The 22792-nt window shown below is 72.3% G+C and carries 20 protein-coding genes; 5 read left to right on the top strand and 15 right to left on the bottom strand.

Annotation, left to right across the window (positions count from 1 at the left end; translation table 11 throughout):
- Window positions 1-41: 41 nt before the first annotated feature.
- From ACFWRT_RS15880 to ACFWRT_RS15870, 3 genes are all read right to left on the bottom strand, one after another.
- A complete protein-coding gene (locus tag ACFWRT_RS15880; RefSeq protein ID WP_380949870.1) occupies window positions 42-803 on the bottom strand; it encodes a GNAT family N-acetyltransferase in 762 nt (253 codons plus the stop codon).
- A gap of 98 nt (window positions 804-901) precedes the next feature.
- On the bottom strand, window positions 902-2881 hold the full coding sequence (locus ACFWRT_RS15875) for an IucA/IucC family protein (protein ID WP_380949871.1): 1980 nt from the start codon (window positions 2879-2881) through the stop codon (window positions 902-904).
- A gap of 28 nt (window positions 2882-2909) precedes the next feature.
- Entirely contained in the window at window positions 2910-4313 is a 1404-nt protein-coding gene (locus ACFWRT_RS15870) for a diaminobutyrate--2-oxoglutarate transaminase family protein (protein WP_380949872.1), read from the bottom strand.
- 356 nt (window positions 4314-4669) lie between these two features.
- Here ACFWRT_RS15870 and ACFWRT_RS15865 point away from each other — a divergent pair, with 356 nt between their 5' ends.
- Window positions 4670-5839 carry a trypsin-like serine peptidase gene (locus ACFWRT_RS15865; RefSeq protein ID WP_380949873.1) on the top strand — a complete coding sequence of 390 codons (1170 nt, stop codon included), beginning with the start codon at window positions 4670-4672 and terminating at the stop codon, window positions 5837-5839.
- Between the two features lie 103 nt (window positions 5840-5942).
- On the opposite strand, the gene ACFWRT_RS15860 is transcribed toward ACFWRT_RS15865, so the two are convergent.
- Both ACFWRT_RS15860 and ACFWRT_RS15855 read right to left on the bottom strand, forming a co-directional pair.
- Window positions 5943-6293 (bottom strand): hypothetical protein, encoded by a 351-nt coding sequence (locus ACFWRT_RS15860; RefSeq protein WP_380949874.1) that lies wholly within the window; start codon window positions 6291-6293, stop codon window positions 5943-5945.
- A 58-nt stretch (window positions 6294-6351) separates the two neighbouring features.
- Window positions 6352-6594: a DUF6411 family protein gene (locus ACFWRT_RS15855; protein ID WP_380949875.1), complete on the bottom strand. Its 243-nt coding sequence runs from the start codon at window positions 6592-6594 to the stop codon at window positions 6352-6354.
- Between the two features lie 176 nt (window positions 6595-6770).
- On the opposite strand from ACFWRT_RS15855, the gene ACFWRT_RS15850 reads away from it, so the two are divergent.
- On the top strand, window positions 6771-7220 hold the full coding sequence (locus ACFWRT_RS15850) for an ATP-binding protein (RefSeq protein WP_380949876.1): 450 nt from the start codon (window positions 6771-6773) through the stop codon (window positions 7218-7220).
- A gap of 127 nt (window positions 7221-7347) precedes the next feature.
- Here ACFWRT_RS15850 and hflX read toward each other — a convergent pair whose 3' ends face one another.
- The 6 genes from hflX to miaA all read right to left on the bottom strand — a co-directional run bounded on the left by hflX (window position 7348) and on the right by miaA (window position 15433).
- On the bottom strand, window positions 7348-8868 hold the full coding sequence (gene hflX, locus ACFWRT_RS15845) for a GTPase HflX (protein ID WP_380949877.1): 1521 nt from the start codon (window positions 8866-8868) through the stop codon (window positions 7348-7350).
- A 197-nt stretch (window positions 8869-9065) separates the two neighbouring features.
- Window positions 9066-10520, bottom strand: coding sequence for a M1 family metallopeptidase (locus ACFWRT_RS15840; protein ID WP_380949878.1), 1455 nt, complete (start codon window positions 10518-10520; stop codon window positions 9066-9068).
- Window positions 10521-10605: 85 nt separating this feature from the next.
- Window positions 10606-12804, bottom strand: coding sequence for a RelA/SpoT family protein (locus ACFWRT_RS15835; protein ID WP_380949879.1), 2199 nt, complete (start codon window positions 12802-12804; stop codon window positions 10606-10608).
- Window positions 12805-12992: 188 nt separating this feature from the next.
- Window positions 12993-13865, bottom strand: a complete 873-nt coding sequence (dapF, locus tag ACFWRT_RS15830) for a diaminopimelate epimerase (protein ID WP_380949880.1) — start codon at window positions 13863-13865, stop codon at window positions 12993-12995.
- Between the two features lie 81 nt (window positions 13866-13946).
- Window positions 13947-14387, bottom strand: coding sequence for a hypothetical protein (locus ACFWRT_RS15825; protein WP_380949924.1), 441 nt, complete (start codon window positions 14385-14387; stop codon window positions 13947-13949).
- 107 nt (window positions 14388-14494) lie between these two features.
- Entirely contained in the window at window positions 14495-15433 is a 939-nt protein-coding gene (miaA, locus tag ACFWRT_RS15820) for a tRNA (adenosine(37)-N6)-dimethylallyltransferase MiaA (RefSeq protein ID WP_380949881.1), read from the bottom strand.
- Between the two features lie 170 nt (window positions 15434-15603).
- On the opposite strand from miaA, the gene ACFWRT_RS15815 reads away from it, so the two are divergent.
- Window positions 15604-15960: an antitoxin gene (locus ACFWRT_RS15815; RefSeq protein ID WP_380949882.1), complete on the top strand. Its 357-nt coding sequence runs from the start codon at window positions 15604-15606 to the stop codon at window positions 15958-15960.
- 67 nt (window positions 15961-16027) lie between these two features.
- Here the strand turns inward: ACFWRT_RS15815 and ACFWRT_RS15810 are convergent, their stop codons facing one another.
- Complete coding sequence (locus ACFWRT_RS15810; protein ID WP_380949883.1) at window positions 16028-16741, bottom strand: class III extradiol dioxygenase subunit B-like domain-containing protein; 714 nt, start codon at window positions 16739-16741, stop codon at window positions 16028-16030.
- Window positions 16742-16925: 184 nt separating this feature from the next.
- A complete protein-coding gene (gene miaB / locus ACFWRT_RS15805; RefSeq protein ID WP_380949884.1) occupies window positions 16926-18449 on the bottom strand; it encodes a tRNA (N6-isopentenyl adenosine(37)-C2)-methylthiotransferase MiaB in 1524 nt (507 codons plus the stop codon).
- 89 nt (window positions 18450-18538) lie between these two features.
- Here miaB and ACFWRT_RS15800 point away from each other — a divergent pair, with 89 nt between their 5' ends.
- Entirely contained in the window at window positions 18539-19537 is a 999-nt protein-coding gene (locus ACFWRT_RS15800; protein ID WP_380949885.1) for a TAXI family TRAP transporter solute-binding subunit, read from the top strand.
- Window positions 19538-19570: 33 nt separating this feature from the next.
- Here the strand turns inward: ACFWRT_RS15800 and ACFWRT_RS15795 are convergent, their stop codons facing one another.
- Together ACFWRT_RS15795 and ACFWRT_RS15790 are read right to left on the bottom strand one after the other, a co-directional pair.
- A complete protein-coding gene (locus tag ACFWRT_RS15795; protein ID WP_380949886.1) occupies window positions 19571-20968 on the bottom strand; it encodes a sensor histidine kinase in 1398 nt (465 codons plus the stop codon).
- 18 nt (window positions 20969-20986) lie between these two features.
- A complete protein-coding gene (locus tag ACFWRT_RS15790; RefSeq protein ID WP_003965809.1) occupies window positions 20987-21679 on the bottom strand; it encodes a response regulator transcription factor in 693 nt (230 codons plus the stop codon).
- A 308-nt stretch (window positions 21680-21987) separates the two neighbouring features.
- On the opposite strand from ACFWRT_RS15790, the gene ACFWRT_RS15785 reads away from it, so the two are divergent.
- Window positions 21988-22773: an amino acid ABC transporter ATP-binding protein gene (locus ACFWRT_RS15785; RefSeq protein ID WP_380949887.1), complete on the top strand. Its 786-nt coding sequence runs from the start codon at window positions 21988-21990 to the stop codon at window positions 22771-22773.
- Window positions 22774-22792: the final 19 nt, after the last annotated feature.

The raw sequence follows: 22792 nt of genomic DNA, 5'->3' as shown, positions 1-22792 counted from the left end.
ACCGATGGGGTTCGAGCGGTGGATACGGTGCGGCGCGGTGTTCACAGGTGATCACGGTACGTTCGGTCGCGGATCATGAGAGCGGCACGTTTGTCGGGGAGGTCCACCTCTGCGGAGAAGCGGAATCCAGCGTTCAGGAATGCCGATACGGACGGGGTGTTACGGAGGTCCGGCTCGGCGACGACCCGGCCGCAGCGCGGAAGGTTGTCCAGCACGAGGTCGGCGACCGCGCGCAGCAGCGTCGTGCCCACGCCCCTCCCCCGGTCGCCCACGCCCCCGATGAGGAGGTGGATACCGGTGTCGTGGAGGCGGGCGGGGTAGTGGCGGGCCAGCGGGTCCAGGTCGGCGCGGTAGATCTCCCAGTAGCTCATGGGCGTTCCGTCGAGGACGCCGAGGCAGGGGAGGGAGCGGCCGTCCCCTTCGAGCTGCGGCCGCAGATGGTCGGCGGTGACGGATTCGGGCCCGGCGAGCTCCCAGAAGGGGGCGACGGCGGGGTCGTTCATCCAGCGGCTGAGGACGGCGAGATCGCGCTCCAGGACCACCGGGACCAGGTGGAAGACCCCGGCCTCGGTGGTCGCGCCGGGCCAGGTGGCCGGGTCGCCGAGCAGCTCGCCGACGGGGTCGCGCCGGCGAGCTGCCTTGTTCCGGTCCTCCGCGATGAGGGCGAGGAGTTCCTCGGTGAGCTTCAGATCGAGGGTGTCTTCCGTGCCGGTGGGCGCGGCGGTGGTTTCCCGGTCGCCGGGCCCGGAGCCCGGTTCCTCAGGCGCCGCGTCGGATTCGGCGGGCGCGTCGGCGGGAGGCACGGTGACACTCTCCTCTCTGGAGCGGGGGCCGGGGCCCCTCGGGTCTCGGGAGCGGGGGCCGGGGCCCCTCAGGTCTCTGGAGCGGGGGCCGGGGCCCCTCAGGCGTGCAGCGGGTTGGCGATGGTGACGTAGACGGACTGGGTGTCGACCGGGCCGACCAGCTCGTCCAGGCCGTGCAGCCGGGTCAGCAGGTTCGCCTTGCAGCGCAGTTGGCGGTGCTGGAGAAGATACGCGGGCAGGGGCGAGCCCAGTTCCGCGTTCTCGGTGAGGAATTGGCGGAGGACGGTGAGGAGTGTCTGTTCGTCGGCGAGGCGTTGCGCGCCGAACGCGCCGATGAGGCCGAGGACATTGTTGATGCCCAGGTAGTAGGCGAACCGCTCGTCGGTGACCGGGTCGGAGACGAAGGTGTCGCTGACGGTGCCGATGCCCGGGAGCCGCCGCTCCAGCTCGTCGCGGCGGGAGTCGCGGAAGTAGTAGCCCTGGTTGTCCCGGTAGCGGCCGCCGACCGGCCAGCCGTCCGGGTCGAGCAGGACCAGGGTGTTCTGCTGGTGGGCCTCCAGGGCGACGCCGGCGTGGGCGTCGAGCCAGAGGACGGGGCGTACGACGCGGTCCAGGTAGCGCCGGAACCACTCCGCCGAGACGTCCGCGACCGGGCGGCCGGTCCGGGCGGCCAGGACGGCGACGGCCTCGGCGAGCCGGGAGCGCATCAGGGGCTGCCCGGGCCGGGGCCGCTGAGCGGTGAGCCCGGCGATGCAGACGGCGTCGTCGCCCGGGCCGAAGGGGTTCTGCCGGAGCATCACGTCGAGGCCGGTGACGGGGGTGCCCTCGGGGTCGTCGACGGCGAGCCAGGCGGGGTCGCGGACGATGTCGAAGCCGGGGTGCTCGCGCTGCCAGCTCTCGGCGAGGCCGGTGGTCAGGAGGCGGTGGACCTCGACGCCCCGGTGCAGCTCCTTGCGGAGGTTCTCGCGGCGGGAGTTGGTGATGCGTACGCCGAGGGAGAGCTTGAGCATCACCCGGGCGCCGGGGCGGTGCACGGTGCGGATGGAGGAGGTGGGGTGCCAGTGCTCGCCGTGCGGGCCGAGGTCGTGCAGCAGCCCGGTCTCCTGGAGGGCGGCGACCTGCGGGCGGCTCAGCAGGTCGGCGGCCTGCCAGGGGTGCAGCGGCACGGCGGCGGTGCCGGACGGCAGGCGCAGCCCGTCGCGGTGCGGGGCGAGCAACTCCTCGGCGGACGCCGGGCCGCCGTCGGTCCAGGCGGAGTCGGTGGCGGTCAGGGTGCGGTCCACGGCGAACCAGTGAAGCGGGAAGGAGCCGTGGAGTTCGGGCGAGTAGCGCCGGGACTCCGCCTCGGAGAGCCCTTCGCGGCTCTTGGGGGTGGGGTGGAGCGGGTGGCCGAGGAGGAGGGACTGCTCGGCGGTGAGGAAGAGGTCGGCGTCGGCGGGGTCGGCCGGCGTGCGGCGGCGCTGTTCGACGAAGCCGGCGGTGTGGCGTACGGAGTCGGCGACCCTGGCCACCAGGTCGGCGGAGCCGTTGCGGTCGGCTTCCCGGCCGATGAGGACGGCGACGGTGACGGCGTCGGCGGGCGGGGCCTTCTCGGGCGCGCCTTCCAGGACCGGGGCGCCGAAGCGGTGGGCTCCGGTGGCGGACCAGTAGTGCACGGGGACGAGCAGGGCGGTGCCGGTGGCGGGGAAGGCGACGCGCAGGGTGTCGCCTTCGGGGCGGGGCAGGTCGTTCTCGCGGGTCCAGCACCGCAGGAGGCTCTCGGTGCCGGCGGCGTCGGCGGCCCGCAGCGGGTCGGGGTGGTCCAACGGGTCCTGGCCGTCCAGGAGTCCGTCATGCGGGGCTGCGTCGGCCAGGAGTCCGTCGTGCGGGGCTGCGTCGGCCAGAGGTCCGTCGTGCGAGGCTTCCGGGGCGCCGGGCTCCGCGGGGGCGTACGCCGGATCGCTCACGTCACCGCCCTGCGCCGCTTTCTGACGGGGCACGGTCGTCGCCTCGACCGTGCCGGGGGCGGCCGGTCCGTCCTGCCCTCGGTGCTGGGGGGTTCCGGGGCCGTCGGCCTCGGAGGCGGGGGTGGGGTTCACGGCGGTCTTCCTTGTGTGGTTCCGGGGATCAGGTGGTCGGCCCGGCTGCGGCCCTGCGGTGCGGCGAACGCTCCGCGGCCGCCAGCGCGTCGGCGAGACGGTCGACAACAGCGCTCGCCTGCTCGTCGGTGAGGGTGAGTGGGGGAAGGAGGCGGACCACGGCGCTGTGCCGGCCGCCCAGTTCGACGATGAGGCCGCGGTCCAGGCACTCCTGCTGGACGGCGCGGGCGAGGGCCGGGTCCGGCGGCGGGGCCGGGGCGGGGTCGTCGGCCTCGGCCGGCAGGGGCGCGGCCTCGGGGTCCACCAGCTCCAGGCCGATCATCAGTCCGCGCCCCCGTACGTCGCCGATCCCCGGATGGTCCGCCCGCAACTTTCGCAGGCTGTCGAGCATGCGGGCGCCCAAGGCCGCCGCCCGCTCCGCCAGCCCGTTCTCCCGGACGTACGCGAGGGTGGCCGCGCCCGCCGCCATGGCGAGCTGGTTGCCACGAAACGTACCCGCGTGGGCGCCCGGCTGCCAGAGGTCCAGCTCAGAGCGGTAGACGATGACCGCGAGCGGGAGGGAGCCCCCGATCGCCTTGGAGAGGACCATGACGTCCGGGACGATGCCGCTGTGCTCGACGGCCCAGAAGGCGCCGGTCCTGCCGACGCCGGTCTGCACCTCGTCGGCGATCAGCGGGATACCCCGGGCCCGGGTGATCTCGCGCATCCTGCGCAGCCAGGCGTCCGGGGCGGGGTTGACGCCGCCCTCGCCCTGGACCGGCTCCAGGATCATCCCCGCCGGGGCCGGGACGCCGCCCTTCTCGTCGTCCAGCAGGTGCTCCGTCCACCGCGCGCCGAGGGCGGCCCCGCGCGCGCCGCCGATCCCGAACGGGCAGCGGTAGTCCTGCGGGAAGGGCAGCCGGGTCACCCGCACGTCCCGGGCGCCGCCGGAGGCTTCCAGCGCCCCGGCCGTCATGCCGTGGTAGGCGCCGGTGAAGGTCAGCAGGGTCTCGCGTCCGGTCGCGGCGCGGACCAGCTTGAACGCGGCCTCGACGGCGTCCGTGCCGGCCGGGCCGCAGAACTGGATGCGGGCGTTGTCGGCGAACTCGCGCGGCAGGGTGGCGAACAGCTCGGTGGTGAAGGCGTCCTTGACCGGGGTGGCGAGGTCGAGCACATGCAGCGGGGCGCCGGAGTCGATGACCTTCCGGATGGCTTCGAGCACGACCGGGTGGTTGTGGCCGAGCGCCAGGGTGCCCGCGCCCGACAGACAGTCCAGATACCGGCGTCCGTCCGCGCCCTCGATGGTGAGCCCGCGCGCCCTGACCGGGACGATCGGCAGGGACCGCGCATAGGTGCGGGCGGCCGACTCGCGCAGTGACTGGCGGCGGAGGATGCCCTCGTGCACGGGAGGCGCGGGGGGCGGTGCCACCGGAGCGGGTTCGGTCACGGACACGGCTCTTGATCCTCCTGCGGTAACAGTTGCGTTGCACGTCGGTACGTTTTCGCGCGGACGGAGTGCGGGGGTGAACGCTGTCCTGGTGTCCCCCGTACGTACCAACGACGCCGGCCGCAAGGGATCACGGGTACACCGGAACGTCCTTGCGGGAACGGAACCGTGGACCTGCCGCGAACCGTCCCCATCGGCACCGGCATAGTGGGGGCCGCACCGAGGGCCGGAGAAGGGTGTTCCGCTGCCCCGAAGTGTCCGAAAGCCGCACGGAGTACCGAGTGACGAAGTCCCAGGGGGATCACCAGATGCGACCCATTCGCCCGACCGACACCGCACGCCGCGGCAGGCGCGTACGGCGCATGCCTTCCGGAGTGCTCGCCGCGACGGCGGCCGTCGCCGTCCTGACGCTCACCGCCACCGCCTGCGGTCCGGAGGAGGACAACGCGGGCGGTACGACGCCCAGCGCCCCGGCCGGCCGGGCCGACGGCAAGATCACGATCCCGGACGATCTCAAGGACCGGCTCAAGGAGCACGGGATCGACCCGGACAAGTGGCGGGACGGCGAGTGGAAGAACTGGGACAAGGACCAGTGGCTGCGTGAGGCCCAGGACTTCGTCAACCCGATCATCGAGGACCTCTGGGACCCGGACCGGATGCGGGAGGCCGACAAGCCCCCGGAGAACCCGGTCGACAACGACATCTCCGGTGACGACGGTGTGACGGACCCGACGCCCGCCCCCGTCCGGGCGGCCGATGTCGCGACGCCGTACCACGACAACGCGCCGGAGGCCGGGAAGCTGCTCTTCGACGGCCCCAAGGGCCCGATGGTCTGTTCCGCGACCGTGGTGAAGGACCCGGCGAACCCCGGCAAGTCCAACATGGTGTGGACCGCCGGGCACTGTGTGCACGCCGGCAAGGCGGGCGGCTGGTACCGCAACATCGCCTTCGTCCCGTCGTACAACAACGACAACCTCTCCGCGGCGGAGCTGGAGACCGCGCCCAAGGAGAAGGTGGCTCCCTACGGCGTGTGGTGGGGCAAGTGGGCCCAGACCTCCGAGCAGTGGATCGCCCAGGGTGCGGCGACCGGCGGGCAGGGCGCCCCGTACGACTTCGCGGTGCTGCATGTCACGCCGGAGAAGGGGTCGACGGGCAAGTCGCTGGAGGAGACGGTCGGTTCGGCGCTGGCGGTCGACTTCAACGCCCCCGCCGTACCGCAGATCGCGGACATGACGGCCACCGGCTACCCGGCCGCGCCGCCGTTCGACGGTCAGAAGCTGCTCCGGTGCAAGGACAGGCCGGGCCGCCTCTCGGTCCGCCAGGACGAGCCCACGATGTACCGCATCGGCTGCACGATGACCGGGGGTTCCTCCGGTGGCGGCTGGGTCGCGACCGGCTCGGACGGCCGACCGGCCCTGGTGTCCAACACCTCGATCGGCCCGGTCTCGGCGGGCTGGCTGGCCGGTCCCCGGCTCGGCAAGGAGGCCGAGGGCATCTACCGCGCGGTCAGCGAGAAGTACGCGGGCCAGTAGGACGCGACATACGAGGGACAGACGTACAAAGGACACGCGTACGCGGGTCAGCAGGACATCGTACGAGGGCCGGCCAGGCCCCTTTTCCGCCCGGGCGGCCGACTCATCCGTCGGCCGGCCGGGCGGTTCGCTGTCCGGGCTTCCTGGCGGCGTCGAGTTCCGCGGCCCCGTCCTCCCAGCGGCGGCGCCGCTCGGCGAGGGGCTGCTCCCACCACGGGGTGCCTCGTTCGCCGAGGGCCACCTTGGCGGTGTGCACCCGGCTTCGGGCCAGCCTCTCGGCGGCCGGGTCGTGGTTCCGGTGTGAGGCGGCCACCGCTCGCCGGGCCGCCATGAGGTGACGGCGCAGACCGGCGGCGACGTCCTCGGGGATCTCCGGGTCCGTCGCCCGCCACCGGCGGCCCTTCACCACGATGTACCGGCCGTCGGGGGTCCGCTCCGGCTGATCGGCGTCCATCCGGCCATGGTGCCCGACGGGCACGGCTACCGGCGTGAGGGCGTGCGGGCACATGCGGTCAGAACGGCATGTGGCCACGGGCACGCCGACCGGCCGAACCGCTGCGGCCGACCGCCTTGGAGCTGCTGCGGAACGGCTTGCTGAAGATCCGGCCCAGGACGCCCGGCGCCTTGCCGCCCGCGCGGGAGCCCAGGCCGAGCGTGCGCTGGGTGCCGCGCTCCGGGTGGCGGGAGAACCTGGGGACCAGGAAGGCCAGCACGGCCAGGACGACACAGACGGCGACTATTCCGACGATCATCATAATTTCCTCCTTGTTAGGTGGGTGCTGCCGTCGTGTGCCCGATGCCCGGCCGTCCAATCACCTCCGGGTCCCGACGGCTTCGCGGCCCGAGCGGGACGGTGTTCCGCGCTCCGGCGGGTAGACGGAGGACTACCGAGCGCCGGACCCCCGTACGGCCACGACCGAAAGGCATGGCGATGACCGATTCCACATTGAGGGCGGTGGGCTGGGCGCAGTCCTTCCCCATCTCCAAGGGAGTGCGAGCGGGGCGTCACTGGGCGCGCGAGCACCTGCAGAGCCTGGAGTGGGCCAAGAACGACCCCGACACCGTGGATTCGGTGCTCATCGCCGTCTCCGAACTCATCACCAATGCGCACAAGCACGCCCATAGTGACGCCCAGCTCGTCCTGACGTGGGACAGCTCGTGCCTGCACGTCAGCGTCCACGACTCCAGTCCGCAGCCGCCCACACCGCGCGACGCCGACCCCGACGCGCTCGGCGGCCGCGGTATGGCCATCGTGGACGCGCTGGCCGACAGCTGGGAGCACCATCCGCAGCGGGCCGGCAAGACCGTGACCGCGTGCTTCGTGCCCCCGGGGTACGAGGCCTCGGGTGGAGCGGGGCGCGAGGAGCCCGGAAACGGCTGACGCCCGGCCGGGAGGTCCCGGTCGGGCGTCTTGGTCACAGCCTGTGCCGTGCGGTACTCACGGCCCGCGTCTCGCGGTGATCACGGCCGGCGTCGTGCGGTGATCACAGCCCTGCGCCCCGCGGTGATCAGTGCGCGGCGGGGACGAACGTCCCCAGCTCCGCCGCCAGTTCCTCGTGGACCTGGGCCTTGAGCAGGGTGCCCTCGGCGGTGTGCTCCTCGGAGAGGACCTCACCTTCGGCGTGCACCCGGGAGACCAGCGCCCCCTGGATGTACGGCACGAGCACCTCGATCTCGACGGACGGGCGCGGCAGCTCGGCGTCGATGAGCGCGAGCAGCTCGTCGATCCCGGTGCCGGTCCGGGCCGAGACCGCGATGGCGTACTTCTCGTTGCGCAGCAGCCGCTGGAGGACCAGCGGGTCCGCCGCGTCCGCCTTGTTGATCACGACGATCTCGCGCACGTTCACCGCGCCGACGTCCCGGATCACCTCGCGGACCGCCGCGAGCTGCTCCTCGGGCACCGGGTGCGAGCCGTCCACCACGTGCAGGATGAGATCGGACTCGCCGACCTCCTCCATGGTGGAGCGGAACGCCTCGACGAGGTGGTGCGGCAGGTGCCGTACGAACCCGACGGTGTCGGCGAGGGTGTAGATCCGGCCGCTCGGCGTCTCGGCCCGGCGCACGGTCGGGTCCAGGGTGGCGAACAGGGCGTTCTCCACCAGGACACCGGCTCCGGTGAGGCGGTTGAGCAGCGAGGACTTTCCGGCGTTGGTGTATCCGGCGATGGCGACGGAGGGCACCTTGTTGCGCTTGCGCTCCTGCCGCTTGATCTCGCGGCCGGTCTTCATCTCCGCGATCTCCCGGCGCATCTTCGCCATCTTCTCGCGGATCCGCCGCCGGTCCGTCTCGATCTTGGTCTCACCGGGACCACGGGTGGCCATACCGCCACCGCCGCCGGAGCCGGCGCCACCCATCTGACGGGAGAGCGACTGACCCCAGCCGCGCAGGCGCGGCAGCATGTACTGCATCTGCGCCAGCGAGACCTGCGCCTTGCCCTCACGGGACTTGGCGTGCTGGGCGAAGATGTCGAGGATGAGAGCGGTCCGGTCGACCACCTTCACCTTGACGACGTCTTCCAGATGGATCAGCTGGCCCGGGCTGAGCTCACCGTCGCAGATGACGGTGTCCGCCCCGGATTCGAGGACGATGTCCCGCAGCTCCAGTGCCTTGCCGGAACCGATGTAGGTCGCCGGGTCGGGCTTGTCGCGCCGCTGGTACACCGCGTCCAGGACCTGTGCGCCCGCCGTCTCGGCGAGGGCGGCGAGCTCCGCGAGGGAGATCTCCGCGTCACGCACCGTCCCCGAGGTCCAGACACCGACCAGCACGACGCGCTCCAGGCGCAGCTGTCGGTACTCGACCTCGGTGACGTCCTCGAGCTCCGTGGAGAGACCGGCGACACGCCGCAGGGCGGCCCGCTCGGAGCGGTCGAGCTGGTCGCCGTCGCGCGCTCCGTCGATCTCCTGGCTCCAGGCGACGTCCTCTTCCATCAGGGCGTCGGCCCGAAGGCTCTCGGTGAGGCTCTCGGGGATGTTCTCCGTGGCGCTCTGCGCGTCCTGCGCGTCCTGGGGAAGGGAAGAAGAGGAGGTCATTGGATCCTTACGTCGATAGAAGTCTTTACGTCAGTCACAACGTGTGACCTGTCCGGATGATTCCCGATCACTCCCGCCGGGGGTTCCGATCGGAGGTTCCGGTCGGGTCCCTGTCGGGTCCCGGTGCGGTCCGCCGTGCCGACGTGTCGATAGTGGCACGGCCCCACCGGGCCCGTCACCGGGGTTTTCCCCCGCCCTCAGGGGGTGGCGGCGGGCTCGGCCGCGCGCCAGTCGGGGTGGCCGGGCATCGCCGGGGTCTTCTTCCCGTACAGCCAGTCCTCGAAGAAGGCCGTCAGGTCCCGCCCCGCGATGCCGGACGCCAGCCGGGTGAAGTCCGCGGTGGTCGCCGTACCGTCCCGGTGGATCCGGACCCAGGCGCGCTGGAGCCGGTCGAAGGCGGCCGCGCCCATCTCCTGGCGCAGCGCGTAGAGGACCAGGGCGCTGCCGTCGTAGACGACCGGGCGGAAGAGGCTCAGCTTCTCGCCCTCGGCGGGGGTGTCCGGGTGCGCCGGCGGGCCGCCGTCCGCCCGCCAGCCGTCGGAGCGCTTGTAGGCCTCGCGCATCCGCCGCTCCAGCGTCACGCCGCCGTTCTCCTCCGCGTACAGGGCCTCGTACCAGGTGGCGTGCCCCTCGTTGAGCCAGAGGTCGGACCAGGTGGCGGGCGAGACGCTGTTGCCGAACCACTGGTGGGCCAGCTCGTGGACCATCACGGAGTCGACGTACCACTCGGGGTAGGCGGGCTCGGTGAAGAAGGACTTCCCGAAGAGCGAGAGGGTCTGGGTCTCCAGCGCGAAGCCGATGCGGCTGTCGGCGACGAGGACGCCGTACGACTCGAAGGGGTAGCGGCCGACGCGCCGCTCCATCCACTCCAGTTGGGCGGGGGTCTTCCGCAGCCAGGGCTCCACCTTCTCGCGCTCGTCGGCCGGGACGACGTCGCGCAGCGGCAGTCCGTGCGGTCCGGTGTGGTGGTGGACGTGGGAGCGGCCGATGGAGACCTGGGCGAGCTCGGTGGCCATGGGGTGCCGGGTGCGGTAGGTCCAGGTGGTGGTGGCGCCGTTACGGGTGTGGCCGGCGGGCAACCCGTTGGCGACGGCCGTGAGGGCTTTGGGGGCGGTGATGCGGAAGGTGAAGTGCGCCTTGTCCGAGGGGTGGTCGTTGCTGGGGAAGACCCGGTGGGCGGCGTCGGCCTGGTTGGCCATGGCGAGGCCGTCGGCGGTCCGGATCCAGCCGCCGTTGCCCGAGGTCCCGGACGGGTCGCTGGTGTGCCGGACGGTGATGTTCAGGGGGGCGCCTGCGGGGAGGCGGCGGGGGGCCTGGATCACCAGGTCCTCGTTCTTGCTGCCGAAGTCGGCGGCCTGCCCGTCGACCTCGACGCCCTGGACGGTGCCCCGGGCGAAGTCGAGGTTGATCCGCTCCAGCGGTGCGGTGGTGCGGGCCCTGATCGTGGTGACGGCGTCCAGGGGCTTGGTGTTGCTGCCGTGATAGGTGAAGGCGATGTCGTACGTGAGGACGTCGTAGCCGGGGTTGCCCAGCTCGGGGAAGAGCCGGTCACCGATGCCGAGCGGCTCGGGGGCGGGCAGGGCGGCGGCGACGAGGGTGAGCGACGCGGTGGCCAGGAGGGCGGCCCGCAGGCGGCGGGAGAGGTGCGGCATGGACTACCGCTATCAGCGCCGGGCGCTCTCCCGGGGGTGCCGCGCGCCGCACCACTCGAACGGGGCGGTCTCCCCGCAAGGGAGATCAGCCGGTGGCGGCCGGGTGCTGGGCGCGGCTGACGTCGTACACCCCGGCGACGTCGCGCATCGCCCGCATCAGGGCGGGCAGTCCGGCGGCGTCGGGGAGCTGGAGGGTGTAGGTGTGCCGGACGCGCTGTTCGCTGGGGGGTTCCACGGTGGCGGAGACGATGGCCGCGTCGGCCGTGGCGATCGCCTCGGTGAGGTCGGCGAGGAGCCGGGGCCGGCCGAAGGACTCGGCGACGAGCGTGACCCGGCAGGCGGCGGTGTCACGCTCCCCGCCCTCCTCGCGCCAGCGGGCCGCGACGGGTGCGCGGCCGATCTCGCGCATCCGGGCGACGGCGGGGCACTCCTGGCGGTGCACGGTGACGGCGCCGCCCCGGACCACGATGCCGACCACCTCGTCCGGGGGCACCGGCGTACAGCAGCCGGCCAGGCGGGTGGGGCTCTCCGGGCCGTCGACAACGACATTGGCGGCGCGCCCGCCGGACCGGGTGCGGGCGGGTGCGGTGGGCTGCGGGCCGTCGGCCGCCCGCTCCACACGGCCGTCGGCATCATCCGCTCCCCCGGCCTCGGAGCCCGGGGCATCGGGTCCCAGGGCATCGGGGCCCAGGGCCTCGGGGTGGGCGGAGAGCCAGCCGGTGATCGCGATACGGGCGGCGGGGCTCCGGGCGTGGTCCAGCCACTCGGGCGACGGGCCGGACGCGGTGTCCTGGGCGAGCAGCAACTGCACGGTGTCGCCGTCGCTGAGGACGGTGGAGAGGGTGGCGAGGCGGCCGTTGACCCGGGCTCCGATGCAGGTGTGCGCCCGCTCCCCGTGCTGGGCGTACGCGGCGTCGACGCAACTGGCCCCGGCGGGCAGGCCGAGGGTCCGGCCGTCGGTGCCGAACACGGTGATCTCGCGGTCCTGGGCGAGGTCGGCGCGCAGGGTGGTCCAGAAGGTGTCGGGGTCGGTGGCGGACTCCTGCCAGTCCAGCAGCCGGGAGAGCCAGCCGGGCCGGGTCGGGTCGGCGCGCTCGTCGGACGGTTCGGCCTGCTGGGCGGCGGTGGGGTCGTGGGCGGCGGTCGCGTCGTGGGCGTACGGGTTGCCCAGGGCGACGACGCCCGCCTCGGCGACCTTGTGCATCCGGTGCGTACGGATGAGGACTTCGGCGACGGCGCCCTCGGGGCCGACGACGGCGGTGTGCAGCGACTGGTACAGGTTGAACTTGGGGGCGGCGATGAAGTCCTTGAACTCGGAGATCACCGGGGTGAAGCAGGTGTGCAGCTCACCGAGGACCGCGTAGCAGTCGGCGTCCTCACCGACCAGGACGAGCAGTCGGCCGAAGTCGGTGGGGCGCAGCTCACCGCGTTTCCTGCGGACCCGGTGCACGGAGACGAAGTGGCGTGGCCTGATGAGGACTTCGGCGCTGATGCCCGCTTCGCGGAGCGTCGCCCGGACGCTGTCGGCGATGGGGGCCAGGGGGTCGCTCCCGCCCGTCATCCCGGCGATGAGGGCGCGGGTGTCCTCGTACTCCTCGGGGTTCAGGATCGCGAAGACCAGGTCCTCCAGCTCGGTCTTGAGCGCCTGGACGCCGAGCCGTTCGGCGAGCGGGATGAGGACGTCGCGGGTGACCTTGGCGATCCGGGCCTGCTTCTCGGGGCGCATCACGGTGAGGGTGCGCATGTTGTGGAGCCGGTCCGCGAGCTTGATCGACATGACCCGGACGTCGTTGCCGGTGGCGACGAGCATCTTGCGGAAGGTCTCCGGCTCGGCGGCGGCGCCGTAGTCGACCTTCTCGAGTTTGGTGACGCCATCGACGAGATAGCAGACCTCTTCGCCGAACTGCTCCCGTACCTGATCGAGGGTCACCTCGGTGTCCTCGACAGTGTCGTGGAGGAGGGAGGCGGTCAGCGTGGTGGTCTCGGCGCCGAGTTCGGCGAGGATCAGGGTGACGGCGAGCGGGTGCGTGATGTACGGCTCGCCGCTCTTGCGCATCTGACCCCGGTGGGAGGACTCCGCGAGGACGTAGGCGCGGTGGAGGATGGCCAGGTCGGCGTCGGGGTGGTGGGCGCGGTGCGCCTCGGCGACATGGCCGATGGCGTCGGGCAGCCGGTCGCGGGGGACAGGGCCGAGCAGCGCCACCCGGCCCAGCCTGCGCAGATCGATCCGGGGCCGGCTCCGCCTGCGCGGCACAGCGGCGGGATCGGCGGCCTCTGCACTCATGGGGCACCTCCGGCGGCGTCGACCGGCGGTGGGGAGAGGCGGTCGCTTCTCCGGGCCGGTGCTTGATGCTATCGACCCCACCACGTGGCGCAGTCCGCCTCTCGCCCAGCGTGAAACGGATCACCCATTCGAGCGAAGCTCGGTCCGATCACCGTTTCGAGGAGGGGACCCTGGGTCGTGCTTGCCGGTCAGCCGCCGACCGTTTCCAGCCAGGCCGGGTCGATGGTGCCCTCGGCGACGATCACGGCGGCGCCGGTCATGTCGACCGAACCGTCCGGGTGCTCGGTGATGGTCAGGGTGCCACCGGGGAGGTCCACCCGGTACGTCGCGGGGAACCCGGTCACCGCCGGGTCCCTGCCGTCCCGGCGGGCGGTGGCGACGGCCACCGCGCAGGCGCCGGTGCCGCAGGAGCGGGTCTCGCCGGAGCCGCGCTCGTGGACGCGCATGGCGACGTGGCGGGGGCCCCGGTCGACGACGAACTCGACGTTGACCCCGTCCGGGTAGACCGCGGCGGGGCTGACCGGAGGGGCGGAGAGCAGGTCGCCGGCGTGGGCGAGGTCGTCGACGAAGGCGACGGCGTGCGGGTTGCCCATGTTGACGTTGCGAGAGGGCCAGCTGCGCTCCCCGACGGCGACCGTGGCGCTCGCCTCGGACAGCAGGGCGCGCCCCATGGAGACGGTGATGTCGCCGTCCTTGGCGAGGTGGACCTGCTTGACGCCGCCCCGGGTGGCGACGGCGAGGCCGCCCTGCTCGACGAGGCCGGCGCGCTGGAGGTAGTGGGCGAAGACGCGCACCCCGTTGCCGCACATCTCGGCGATCGAACCGTCACCGTTGCGGTAGTCCATGAACCACTCGGCCTCGGCGGCCATGTCCTGGGCCTCGGGGTGGGCGGCCGAGCGGACCACGTGGAGCACGCCGTCGGCGCCGATACCGGCCCGGCGGTCGCAGATCCGGGCGACGACGGACGCGGGCAGCGCGAGGGCGTTGTCCGGGTCGGGGACGATCACGAAGTCGTTCTCGGTGCCGTGACCCTTGAGGAAGGTGATCTGCGAAGTGCTCACAGGGCAACTGTACGAGTCACCACCGACAATCCGCGAGGCCGGACCCGCCGGGTGTCCCCCGGGAGGCTTCGGCGGGTGGCTTCAGCGCAGGCGGGCCACGCGCCAGACGGCGAGGGCGACCAGAGCGGCGCACGTGGCGACGTACAGCGTGATCACCCGCCAGTCGAGGCGGTCGCCCGAGCCCCTGGCCGGCAGGCCGGGCCAGGTGTGGCCGACGCGGCGGGCCGCCATCATGCCCCAGCCGGCCGCGCAGCAGCTGATCAGGAGCCCCAGCATGGCGACCACGGCACCCCCGTCACCGAACTCGAAGGCGAGCGGGAAGGCGAACATCAGGGAGCCGACGGCGGCCAGCGTGACGATGGGTGCGAGCTGCCAGATCCGCAGTTTGCGGGTGGGGCGCAGCTCGACCTCGACCTCGGAGACCACGTCCTGCTCGTCGGGCCCGTCGGGACTCAGCCGCCCCGCGATCTCCCGCGGTGGCGGTACGTCGTGCTGCTCCGTGTCGCGAGGGCCGGCCTCCATCGCCACGCGCCCTCCCTACTCGGACTCCGCTGGTGGATCGATGCTCGATGATGGCACGGGCGCGGGTGCCGCATTGACGGCCTGAGCGTCCCGATGCCATCACGTGATCAGGCTGTGACCGCTCGTTCGATCAACGTCAGCGTCCGGTGCGGGAGTTCTGCCCGGTCACGGTGTCCGCCACCGAGCCAGTGGACGCGCGGGTCGCGGCGGAACCAGGAGTCCTGCCGGCGCGCGAAGCGTTTGGTGGCGCGTACGGTCGCGGCTCGCGCCTCGTCCTCGGTGCACTCCCCCGCGAGCGCCGCGAGGACCTGCTGGTAGCCGAGCGCCCGTGAGGCGGTGAGTCCTTCGCGGAGTCCGGACGCCTCCAGGGCGCGCACCTCGTCCACGAGACCGGCCTCCCACATCCGGTCGACGCGCCGGGCGATGCGCTCGTCCAGTTCGGGGCGCTCGACGTCGACGCCGATCTGCACGGCGTCGTAGACCGGCTCGTCGCCGGGGAGGTTGGCGGTGAAGGGCTTGCCGGTGATCTCGATGACTTCGAGGGCGCGGACGATACGGCGGCCGTTGCTCGGGAGGATGGACCGGGCGGCGTCGGGGTCCGCGGCGGCGAGCCGCTGGTGCAGGGGGCCGGAGCCGCGCTCGGCCAGCTCCGCTTCGAGCCGGGCGCGCACCTCGGGGTCCGTACCGGGGAACTCCAGGGCGTCGATGGCGCCCTTCACGTACAGCCCGGAGCCGCCCACGAGGATCGGCGTACGGCCTTCGGCGAGCAGCCGGTCGATCTCCAGCCTCGCCAGTCGCTGGTACTCGGCGACGCTGGCGGCCTCGGTGACGTCCCAGATGTCCAGCAGGTGGTGCGGGATGCCCGCACGCTCGGCGGGTGTCATCTTCGCCGTACCGATGTCCATGCCCCGGTAGAGCTGCATGGAGTCGGCGTTGACCACCTCGCCGCCGAGCTCCTGGGCGAGGAAGACCCCCAGATCGGATTTTCCGGCCGCGGTGGGGCCGACGACGGTGATGACACGGGGGGCTGAAGCGGGACGGTTCACCGGGACAGTCTCCCAAATATCCGGGGTCCTCCCGCACACCGCCGAAAGCGTGGAAGAGCATCAGAGAAACGCTAAAGGGCGAGTAAAGTCGGCAGGAAGGGAGAGGTGACGGACAATGGGAGAGGGAGAACGCTCCCGCAGACCGTCCTCACTGCACGGAAGGTGACCCAATGGGGTTCCTGGACAACCTGAAGGCCAAGCTGGGACCGGCCAAGGAAAAGGTCGGCGACCTCGCGCAGCAGCACGGGGGCAAGATCGAGCAGGGCCTCGACAAGGCGGCGCGCACGGTCGACCAGAAGACCAAGGGCAAGTACAGCGACAAGATCGACACGGGTACGCGCAAGGCCAAGGAGGCCGTGGACAAGCTGGGCCAGAAGGACGGCGGCACGCCCGGCGCCCACGGCACGCCCGGCCACCACGGCACGCCTGGTGCGCCCGGCACCTACGGCACGCCCGGCGCCCCTGGCACTCCGGGTACGCCCGGCACTCCCGGCACGACCCCGCCTCCCCCGCCGCCCGCCCACTGAGCGGACGGCGGCAAGGCCACCGACGGCGGCACCGGATCCTTCCGGTGCCGCCGTCGGTGCGTTCGGTTCAGGACCAGGCGGCGACGGTGTAGCCCACCCCGTAGGGCGCGTCCTCGTACAGCAGCCGGCCGCCGAGGCCCGCTCCCCGTGCGGCGCCGCTGAGCAACTGCCAGGGGGCCCGGCCGGCCGCCTTCAGCTCGTACGCGAGTGTCTCGTCCAGCGCGTCCAGTGCGGCGAGGTCCGCGGAGCCCAGGGCCTCGGCCGCCCGGGCGTCGAAGGCCTCGGCCCGCTCGTCGAGGTAGCCGGGCGCCTTGAGCGTGCGGCAGGCGCTGCCGTCGCCCATCACGAGGAGCGCGACGCGGTCGGCGCGGGCGGCCAGCTGCTGCCCGGCCCGGGCGCACTCGGCGGCGGGGCTGCGCCCGTCCACGGCGAGCCCCTCGACCGGTGCGCCGGCCCAGCGGGCCCGGTCCAGCAGCCATGCGCCGACGGCGAGGGAGTCCGCGAGCGCCGGTCCCTGCGCGACCGGGTCCGGCGTGCCCAGGGTGACGTCGAGGGCGACGCCGAAGCCCCGGAAGGAGCCGTGCGCGCCTGCCGGGTACGCCCCGGCGGTCCGGCCGTCCCCCGGGCCCACGACCACGAGCAGGTCGGGGCGGGAGGCGGCGAGCACCCCCACGGCGTCCAGGCACGCGGCGCGCGCGGGGTCGAGTTCGGGTGCGGCTCCGGCGGCGACCTCGGGCACCAGGAGCGGCGGGCAGGGGCACACGGCGGCGGCGACAAGCATGCCGGTCAGCGTACTTGCCGGGACGCGGACCCCTCGTCGTACGGACCGGTCGGCCCCAGCCGGAGCCGTGCTGTCCGGGGGTGCCGACGGAGTCCGGAGCCTTGCTGTCCCGGGATGCCGACGGAGTCCGGAGCCGTGCTGTCCCGGGGTGCGGCCCGCCGCGCCCCGTCGTCCCGCGTACGGATCAGCCGATGCCGCAGGCCGGGGCCGCCGCGGCCGGGAGCGGGGCCGGGGCGCCGACGGACGGCAGGCCGAGCATCACGCCGGCCGGCTTGGCGGCGGCCGCCGTGGTGCGCTTCTCCCAGGCGTCGCCCGCGCGGGTGCCCCGTACCGCGAGCGGGGTGCCCTCGGCGAGCAGGTGGTGCGGGGCGGCGTAGGTGATCTCCACGGTCACCACGTCGCCGGGGCGCACGTCCTGGGCGGGCTTGGTGAAGTGGACGAGGCGGTTGTCGGGGGCGCGGCCGGAGAGGCGGTGGGTGGCGCCGTCCTTGCGGCCCTCGCCCTCGGCGACCATGACCTCCAGGGTGCGGCCGACCTGTTTCTTGTTCTCGTCCCAGGAGATCTGCTCCTGGAGGGCGGACAGGCGCATGTACCGCTCCTGCACGACCTCCTTGGGGATCTGGCCGTCCATGTCGGCGGCCGGGGTCCCGGGGCGCTTGGAGTACTGGAAGGTGAACGCGTTGGCGAAACGGGCCTCGCGGACCGCGTGCATGGTCTGCTCGAAGTCCTCCTCGGTCTCGCCGGGGAAGCCCACGATGATGTCGGTGGAGATGGCGGCGTCCGGCATCGCGGCGCGCACCTTCTCGATGATGCCGAGGAAGCGCTCCTGACGGTAGGAGCGACGCATCGCCTTCAGTACGCGGTCGGAACCGGACTGCATCGGCATGTGGAGCTGCGGCATCACGTTCGGCGTCTCGGCCATGGCAGCGATGACGTCGTCGGTGAAGTCGCGGGGGTGGGGCGAGGTGAAGCGGACGCGCTCCAGGCCCTCGATCTTCCCGCAGGCGCGCAGCAGCTTGGAGAACGCCTCGCGGTCGCCGATGTCGGAGCCGTACGCGTTGACGTTCTGGCCGAGCAGGGTGATCTCGGACACGCCCTCGGCGACCAGGGCTTCGATCTCGGCCAGGATGTCGCCGGTGCGGCGGTCCTTCTCCTTGCCGCGCAGCGCCGGGACGATGCAGAAGGTGCAGGTGTTGTTGCAGCCGACGGAGATGGAGACCCACGCGGCGTAGGCGGACTCGCGGCGGGTGGGGAGCGTGGAGGGGAAGGCCTCCAGGGATTCGGCGATCTCGATCTGCGCCTCCTCCTGGATCCGGGCGCGCTCCAGCAGCACGGGCAGCTTCCCGATGTTGTGCGTGCCGAAGACGACGTCCACCCAGGGGGCCCGCTTGACGATGGTGTCGCGGTCCTTCTGGGCGAGGCAGCCGCCGACGGCGATCTGCATCCCGGGGCGCTTGGTCTTCATCGGGGCGAGCCGGCCGAGGTTGCCGTAGAGCTTGTTGTCGGCGTTCTCGCGCACCGCGCAGGTGTTGAAGACGACGACGTCGGCGTCGCCGTCGGCGCCCTCGGGCGCCCGTACGTAACCGGCGTCCTCCAGGAGACCCGACAGCCGTTCGGAGTCGTGGACGTTCATCTGGCACCCGTAGGTGCGCACCTCGTAGCTCTTCTGGACGTCCACTGCTTCTTCGCTCCGGTTGCCGCTGCTCATGTGACCAGGGTAGGCGGTGGCCGGGCGCGCCTTCGTCCCTGCCCGGCCGGGCCTGGTCAGAGGGGCGGTGAGCTGGCAGGATCGCCCGCATGCTCCACGCTCTGTCCCGATTCGGCCGGCACCGCACCCTTCAGGCGGGCGCCGTGCTCGCGGTCGTGCTCGGGCTGCTCGCGTGGTGGCTCCTCCCCCTGCGCGAACAGACCCCGAGCGGATCGCTGACCTTCTCCACCGGGGTACCGAGCGGCGTCTACCAGCGGTACGGGGAACGGCTGGAAGGTGCCCTTGCCAAGGACATGCCCGAGGTGTCTATAAAGCTCCTCACCAGTGAGGGGTCCCAGCAGAACCTCGCGCGGGTGGCGACGGGGGAGGCGGACTTCACCATCGCCACCGCCGACGCCGTGGCCACCTATGTGCGTGACGGCAGGCCCGGCGCCCATCTGCTGCGGGGCTGTGTGCGGCTCTACGACGACTACGTCCAGCTCGTCGTCCCGCGCGACTCCGACATCGGGAGCGTGGCCGATCTGCGGGGCAAGCGGGTCGGCGTCGGCCAGCCGGGCTCCGGTGTGCGGCTGGTCGCGGACCGGCTGCTGAACGCCGCGGGCATCCATCCGACGCAGGACGTGACCGCTGTGCCGGCGGGGATCAACACCATGCCGGACCGGCTGGTCGCCGGGGAGCTCGACGCCTTCTTCTGGTCCGGCGGGCTCCCGACGGGGGCCGTGCACGAGCTTTCGCAGCGGTTCGCGGTCAAGCTGGTCCCGCTGGACGAGGACCTGGTCAAGGAGTTGCAGTCGAACGGCGGCTCGGCCCGCTACTACCGGTCGGCCACGATGCCCGCCGACGCGTACCGCTTCGCCCAGCGCGGCGTATCGGTCCCCACGGTCGCGGTCGCCAATCTGCTCATCACCACGGACCGTACGGATCCGGCCATGACCGAGGCGTTCACCCGTACCGTGATCAACAGCCGGGACCGGATCGGCCGCGAGGTGCACGCCGCGCAGTTGGTCGACCTGCGTACGGCGATCTACACGGACCCGCTGGCGGTCCACGAGGGCGCCAAACGCTACTACCGCTCGGTGAAGCCCTGAGCGAGCCGGGTCCGCCGGCAGCAGCCGAGGCCCTCAGGGGGTGAGCGGCAGTTCGCGCGGCACGGAGACGGTGACCCGCAGGCCGTGCGGCTCGTGGCGCTCGTACGTGATCGAGCCGCCGCCCGCCGCGAGCAGCACGCGGGAGATGGAGAGGCCGAGCCCCGACCCGCTCACGTTCTGGTGGCGGGTGGAGCGCCAGAAGCGGTCACCGACGCGCTCCAGCTCCTGATCGGTGAGGCCGGGCCCCCGGTCGGCGACCACGACGGTCGTCGCGGAGGTTCCCGGGGTGACCGTGACCCGTACGTCCTGACCGGCCGGGGTGAACTTCAGGGCGTTGTCGATGACCGCGTCCAGCGCGCTGGAGAGGGCCACGGGGTCGGCCCAGGCGGTGGCGGCCGGGGCCCCGTCCAGGGTGAGGCGCACGCCCTTCCCCTCCGCCATCGGGCGCCAGGAGGCGACGCGCTCGGCGGTGAGCGGGACGATGTCGGTCAGCCGGAGGTCCGCCTCGGCGTGCTCGGCCAGCGCCAGGTCGAGCAGGTCGTCCAGGACCCGGGCCAGCCGCTTGCCCTCGGTGCGTACGGCGGCGATCTCCTCGTTGCCCTCGGGCAGCTCCAGGGCGAGGAGCTCGATGCGCAGCAGGAGCGCGGCGAGCGGGTTGCGGAGCTGGTGCGAGGCGTCGGCGACGAAGGCGCGCTGCTGTTCCAGGACGTCCTCGACGTTGTCGGCCATCTCGTTGAAGGACCGGGCCAGCCGCCGCAGCTCCGGGGGCCCGCCGGCGGCCGCGACCCGGGAGCGCATCCGGCCGACGGCGATGTCGTGGGTGGCCGCGTCCAGGACCCGTACCGGCAGCAGCACCCAGCCGGTGAGCCGGACGGCGGCGCCGACCGCGACCAGCATGGCCAGGGCCTCGCCGAGGGCGATCAGCAGCCAGGTCCGCAGGATCCGGGAGCGCATCTCGTCGGTGGGCGAGTCGATGACGACCACGGCGACGACGTCACCGTCGCGCACCACGGGCGAGGCGACGACGACCCGGCCGTCCTGCCAGGGCCAGACCTGCGGGGGGTCGTGCGAACGGCGTCCGAGCAGCGCCTCGTTGAACGCGGTGCGCCCCTCCCCCTCGGCGGGCAGCATCCAGCCCTCCGGGGCCTTCGCCAGGGCCAGGTCGTTGCGGTAGAAGACGCCGGCCCGGATCCCGTACACCGAGGCGTAGACCTCCAGGTCGGTGGCGAGCGTCAGCCGGCGCTCGTCGTAGGCCGGGACGGTGTCGGTGATGGGCTGGGCGAGGGCGGCGAAGCGGGCGGTGTCGTCGATCCGGTCGATGACCAGGCGCTGCTGTTCGGCGGCGGCCACGCTCACCGCGAGCGGGAAGCCGAGGGTGAGCAGGACGGCCGCCATGAGGGTGATGAGCAGCGGAAGGAGACGGGTGCGCACCGGGGACGTACCGGCCCGTTACGCGGACGGCGCGACGAGCCGGTAGCCGACGCCCCGCACGGTCTCGATGAGGGCGGGCAGCCGCAGCTTGGAGCGCAGCGAAGCCACGTGCACCTCCAGGGTGCGCCCGGTCCCCTCCCAACTGGTGCGCCAGACCTCGCTGATGATCTGCTCGCGGCGGAAGACCACGCCGGGCCGCTGCGCGAGGAGGGCCAGGAGGTCGAACTCCTTGCGGGTGAGCTGGACCTCGGCGCCGTCGACGCTGACGCGGCGGGTGGGCAGCTCGATCGCCACGGGCCCCAGACGCAGGGCGGCGACGGGCGTCGGCGCGGTGTCCTCGCCGCTGGTGGTGCGCCGGGCGACCGCATGGATACGGGCGAGCAGCTCACCGGTGTCGTACGGCTTGGTGACGTAGTCGTCGGCGCCGAGGTTGAGCCCGTGGATGCGGGAGCGGACGTCGGCCCGGGCGGTCACCATGATCACCGGGGTCGCGGTGCGCTTGCGGATCTTGCCGCACACCTCGTAGCCGTCCTGGTCGGGCAGGCCGAGGTCGAGGAGGATGACCCCGAAGGGCTCCTTCTCCGCGGGCAGCAGCGCGCGCAGGGCCTCCTCGCCGTTGCGGGCGTGCACGACCTGGAACCCGTGCCGGGCGAGCACGGCGGACAGGGCCGCCGCGACATGGTCGTCGTCCTCGACGAGCAGCAGTCTCATGGCCCTCCTCTCCGTCTCCCTGGCTCCAGGGACTTTGGCCGAAACATTCCGTTCAGCGGCGCTTCACGTTCTTCTGCCGCACAGGGCATCCACTCCGATGACGGGTATGTCAGTCAAGGGGTTGCCGGTTACAGCAGGGTTTCCGTTATGCACCCGGTACGCCCCGGCGCTGCGCGTGGCGTCCCCTTCACACGGAGTGTCCGGTTGCCGCCGGATCGTTATGCTCAATTTCCGCTCAGATGTAATGACGCTGGTCGCACCGCGTCATTAGTGTCCTTGGCACCCGAGGAGGACGGAGCAAGAAGCCGATGAGCGGAGTTTCAGTGACCAAGGCCGCCGAGAATGCCGCGCCTGCGGGCGACGACCTTGTCGTACTGAGCGACGTCAACAAGCACTTCGGCGCGCTGCATGTGCTCCAGGACATCGACCTGACCATCGCCCGTGGCGAGGTCGTGGTCGTCATCGGGCCCTCCGGGTCCGGGAAGTCCACGCTGTGCCGCACGATCAACCGCTTGGAGACGATCGATTCGGGTGCGATCTCGATCGACGGCAAGCCCCTGCCCCAGGAGGGCAAGGAGCTGGCGCGGTTGCGCGCCGACGTGGGCATGGTCTTCCAGTCGTTCAATCTCTTCGCACACAAGACGGTGCTGGAGAACGTCATGCTGGGCCAGACCAAGGTCCGCAAGGCCGACAAGAAGGCCGCGGAGGAGAAGGCCCGGACCCTTCTCGACCGGGTCGGCGTCGGCGTACAGGCCGACAAGTACCCGGCACAGCTCTCCGGTGGCCAGCAGCAGCGCGTCGCGATCGCGCGGGCGTTGGCGATGGACCCGAAGGTCATGCTCTTCGACGAGCCCACGTCGGCTCTCGACCCGGAGATGATCAACGAGGTCCTCGAAGTCATGCAGCAGCTGGCCCGGGACGGGATGACGATGATCGTCGTCACCCACGAGATGGGCTTCGCCCGCTCGGCCGCCAACCGCGTGGTGTTCATGGCGGACGGCCGCATCGTCGAAGAGGCCACGCCCGAGCAGTTCTTCAGCAACCCTCGCAGCGACCGGGCCAAGGACTTCCTGTCGAAGATCCTTCACCACTGACGACCGACGACTGACGACT

The organism is Streptomyces cyaneofuscatus, assembly GCF_042718795.1.
Classification (GTDB): domain Bacteria; phylum Actinomycetota; class Actinomycetes; order Streptomycetales; family Streptomycetaceae; genus Streptomyces; species Streptomyces cyaneofuscatus_A.
The sequence above is the reverse complement of the archived record's forward strand: the minus strand, read 5'-3'. Positions and strand labels throughout refer to the sequence as shown.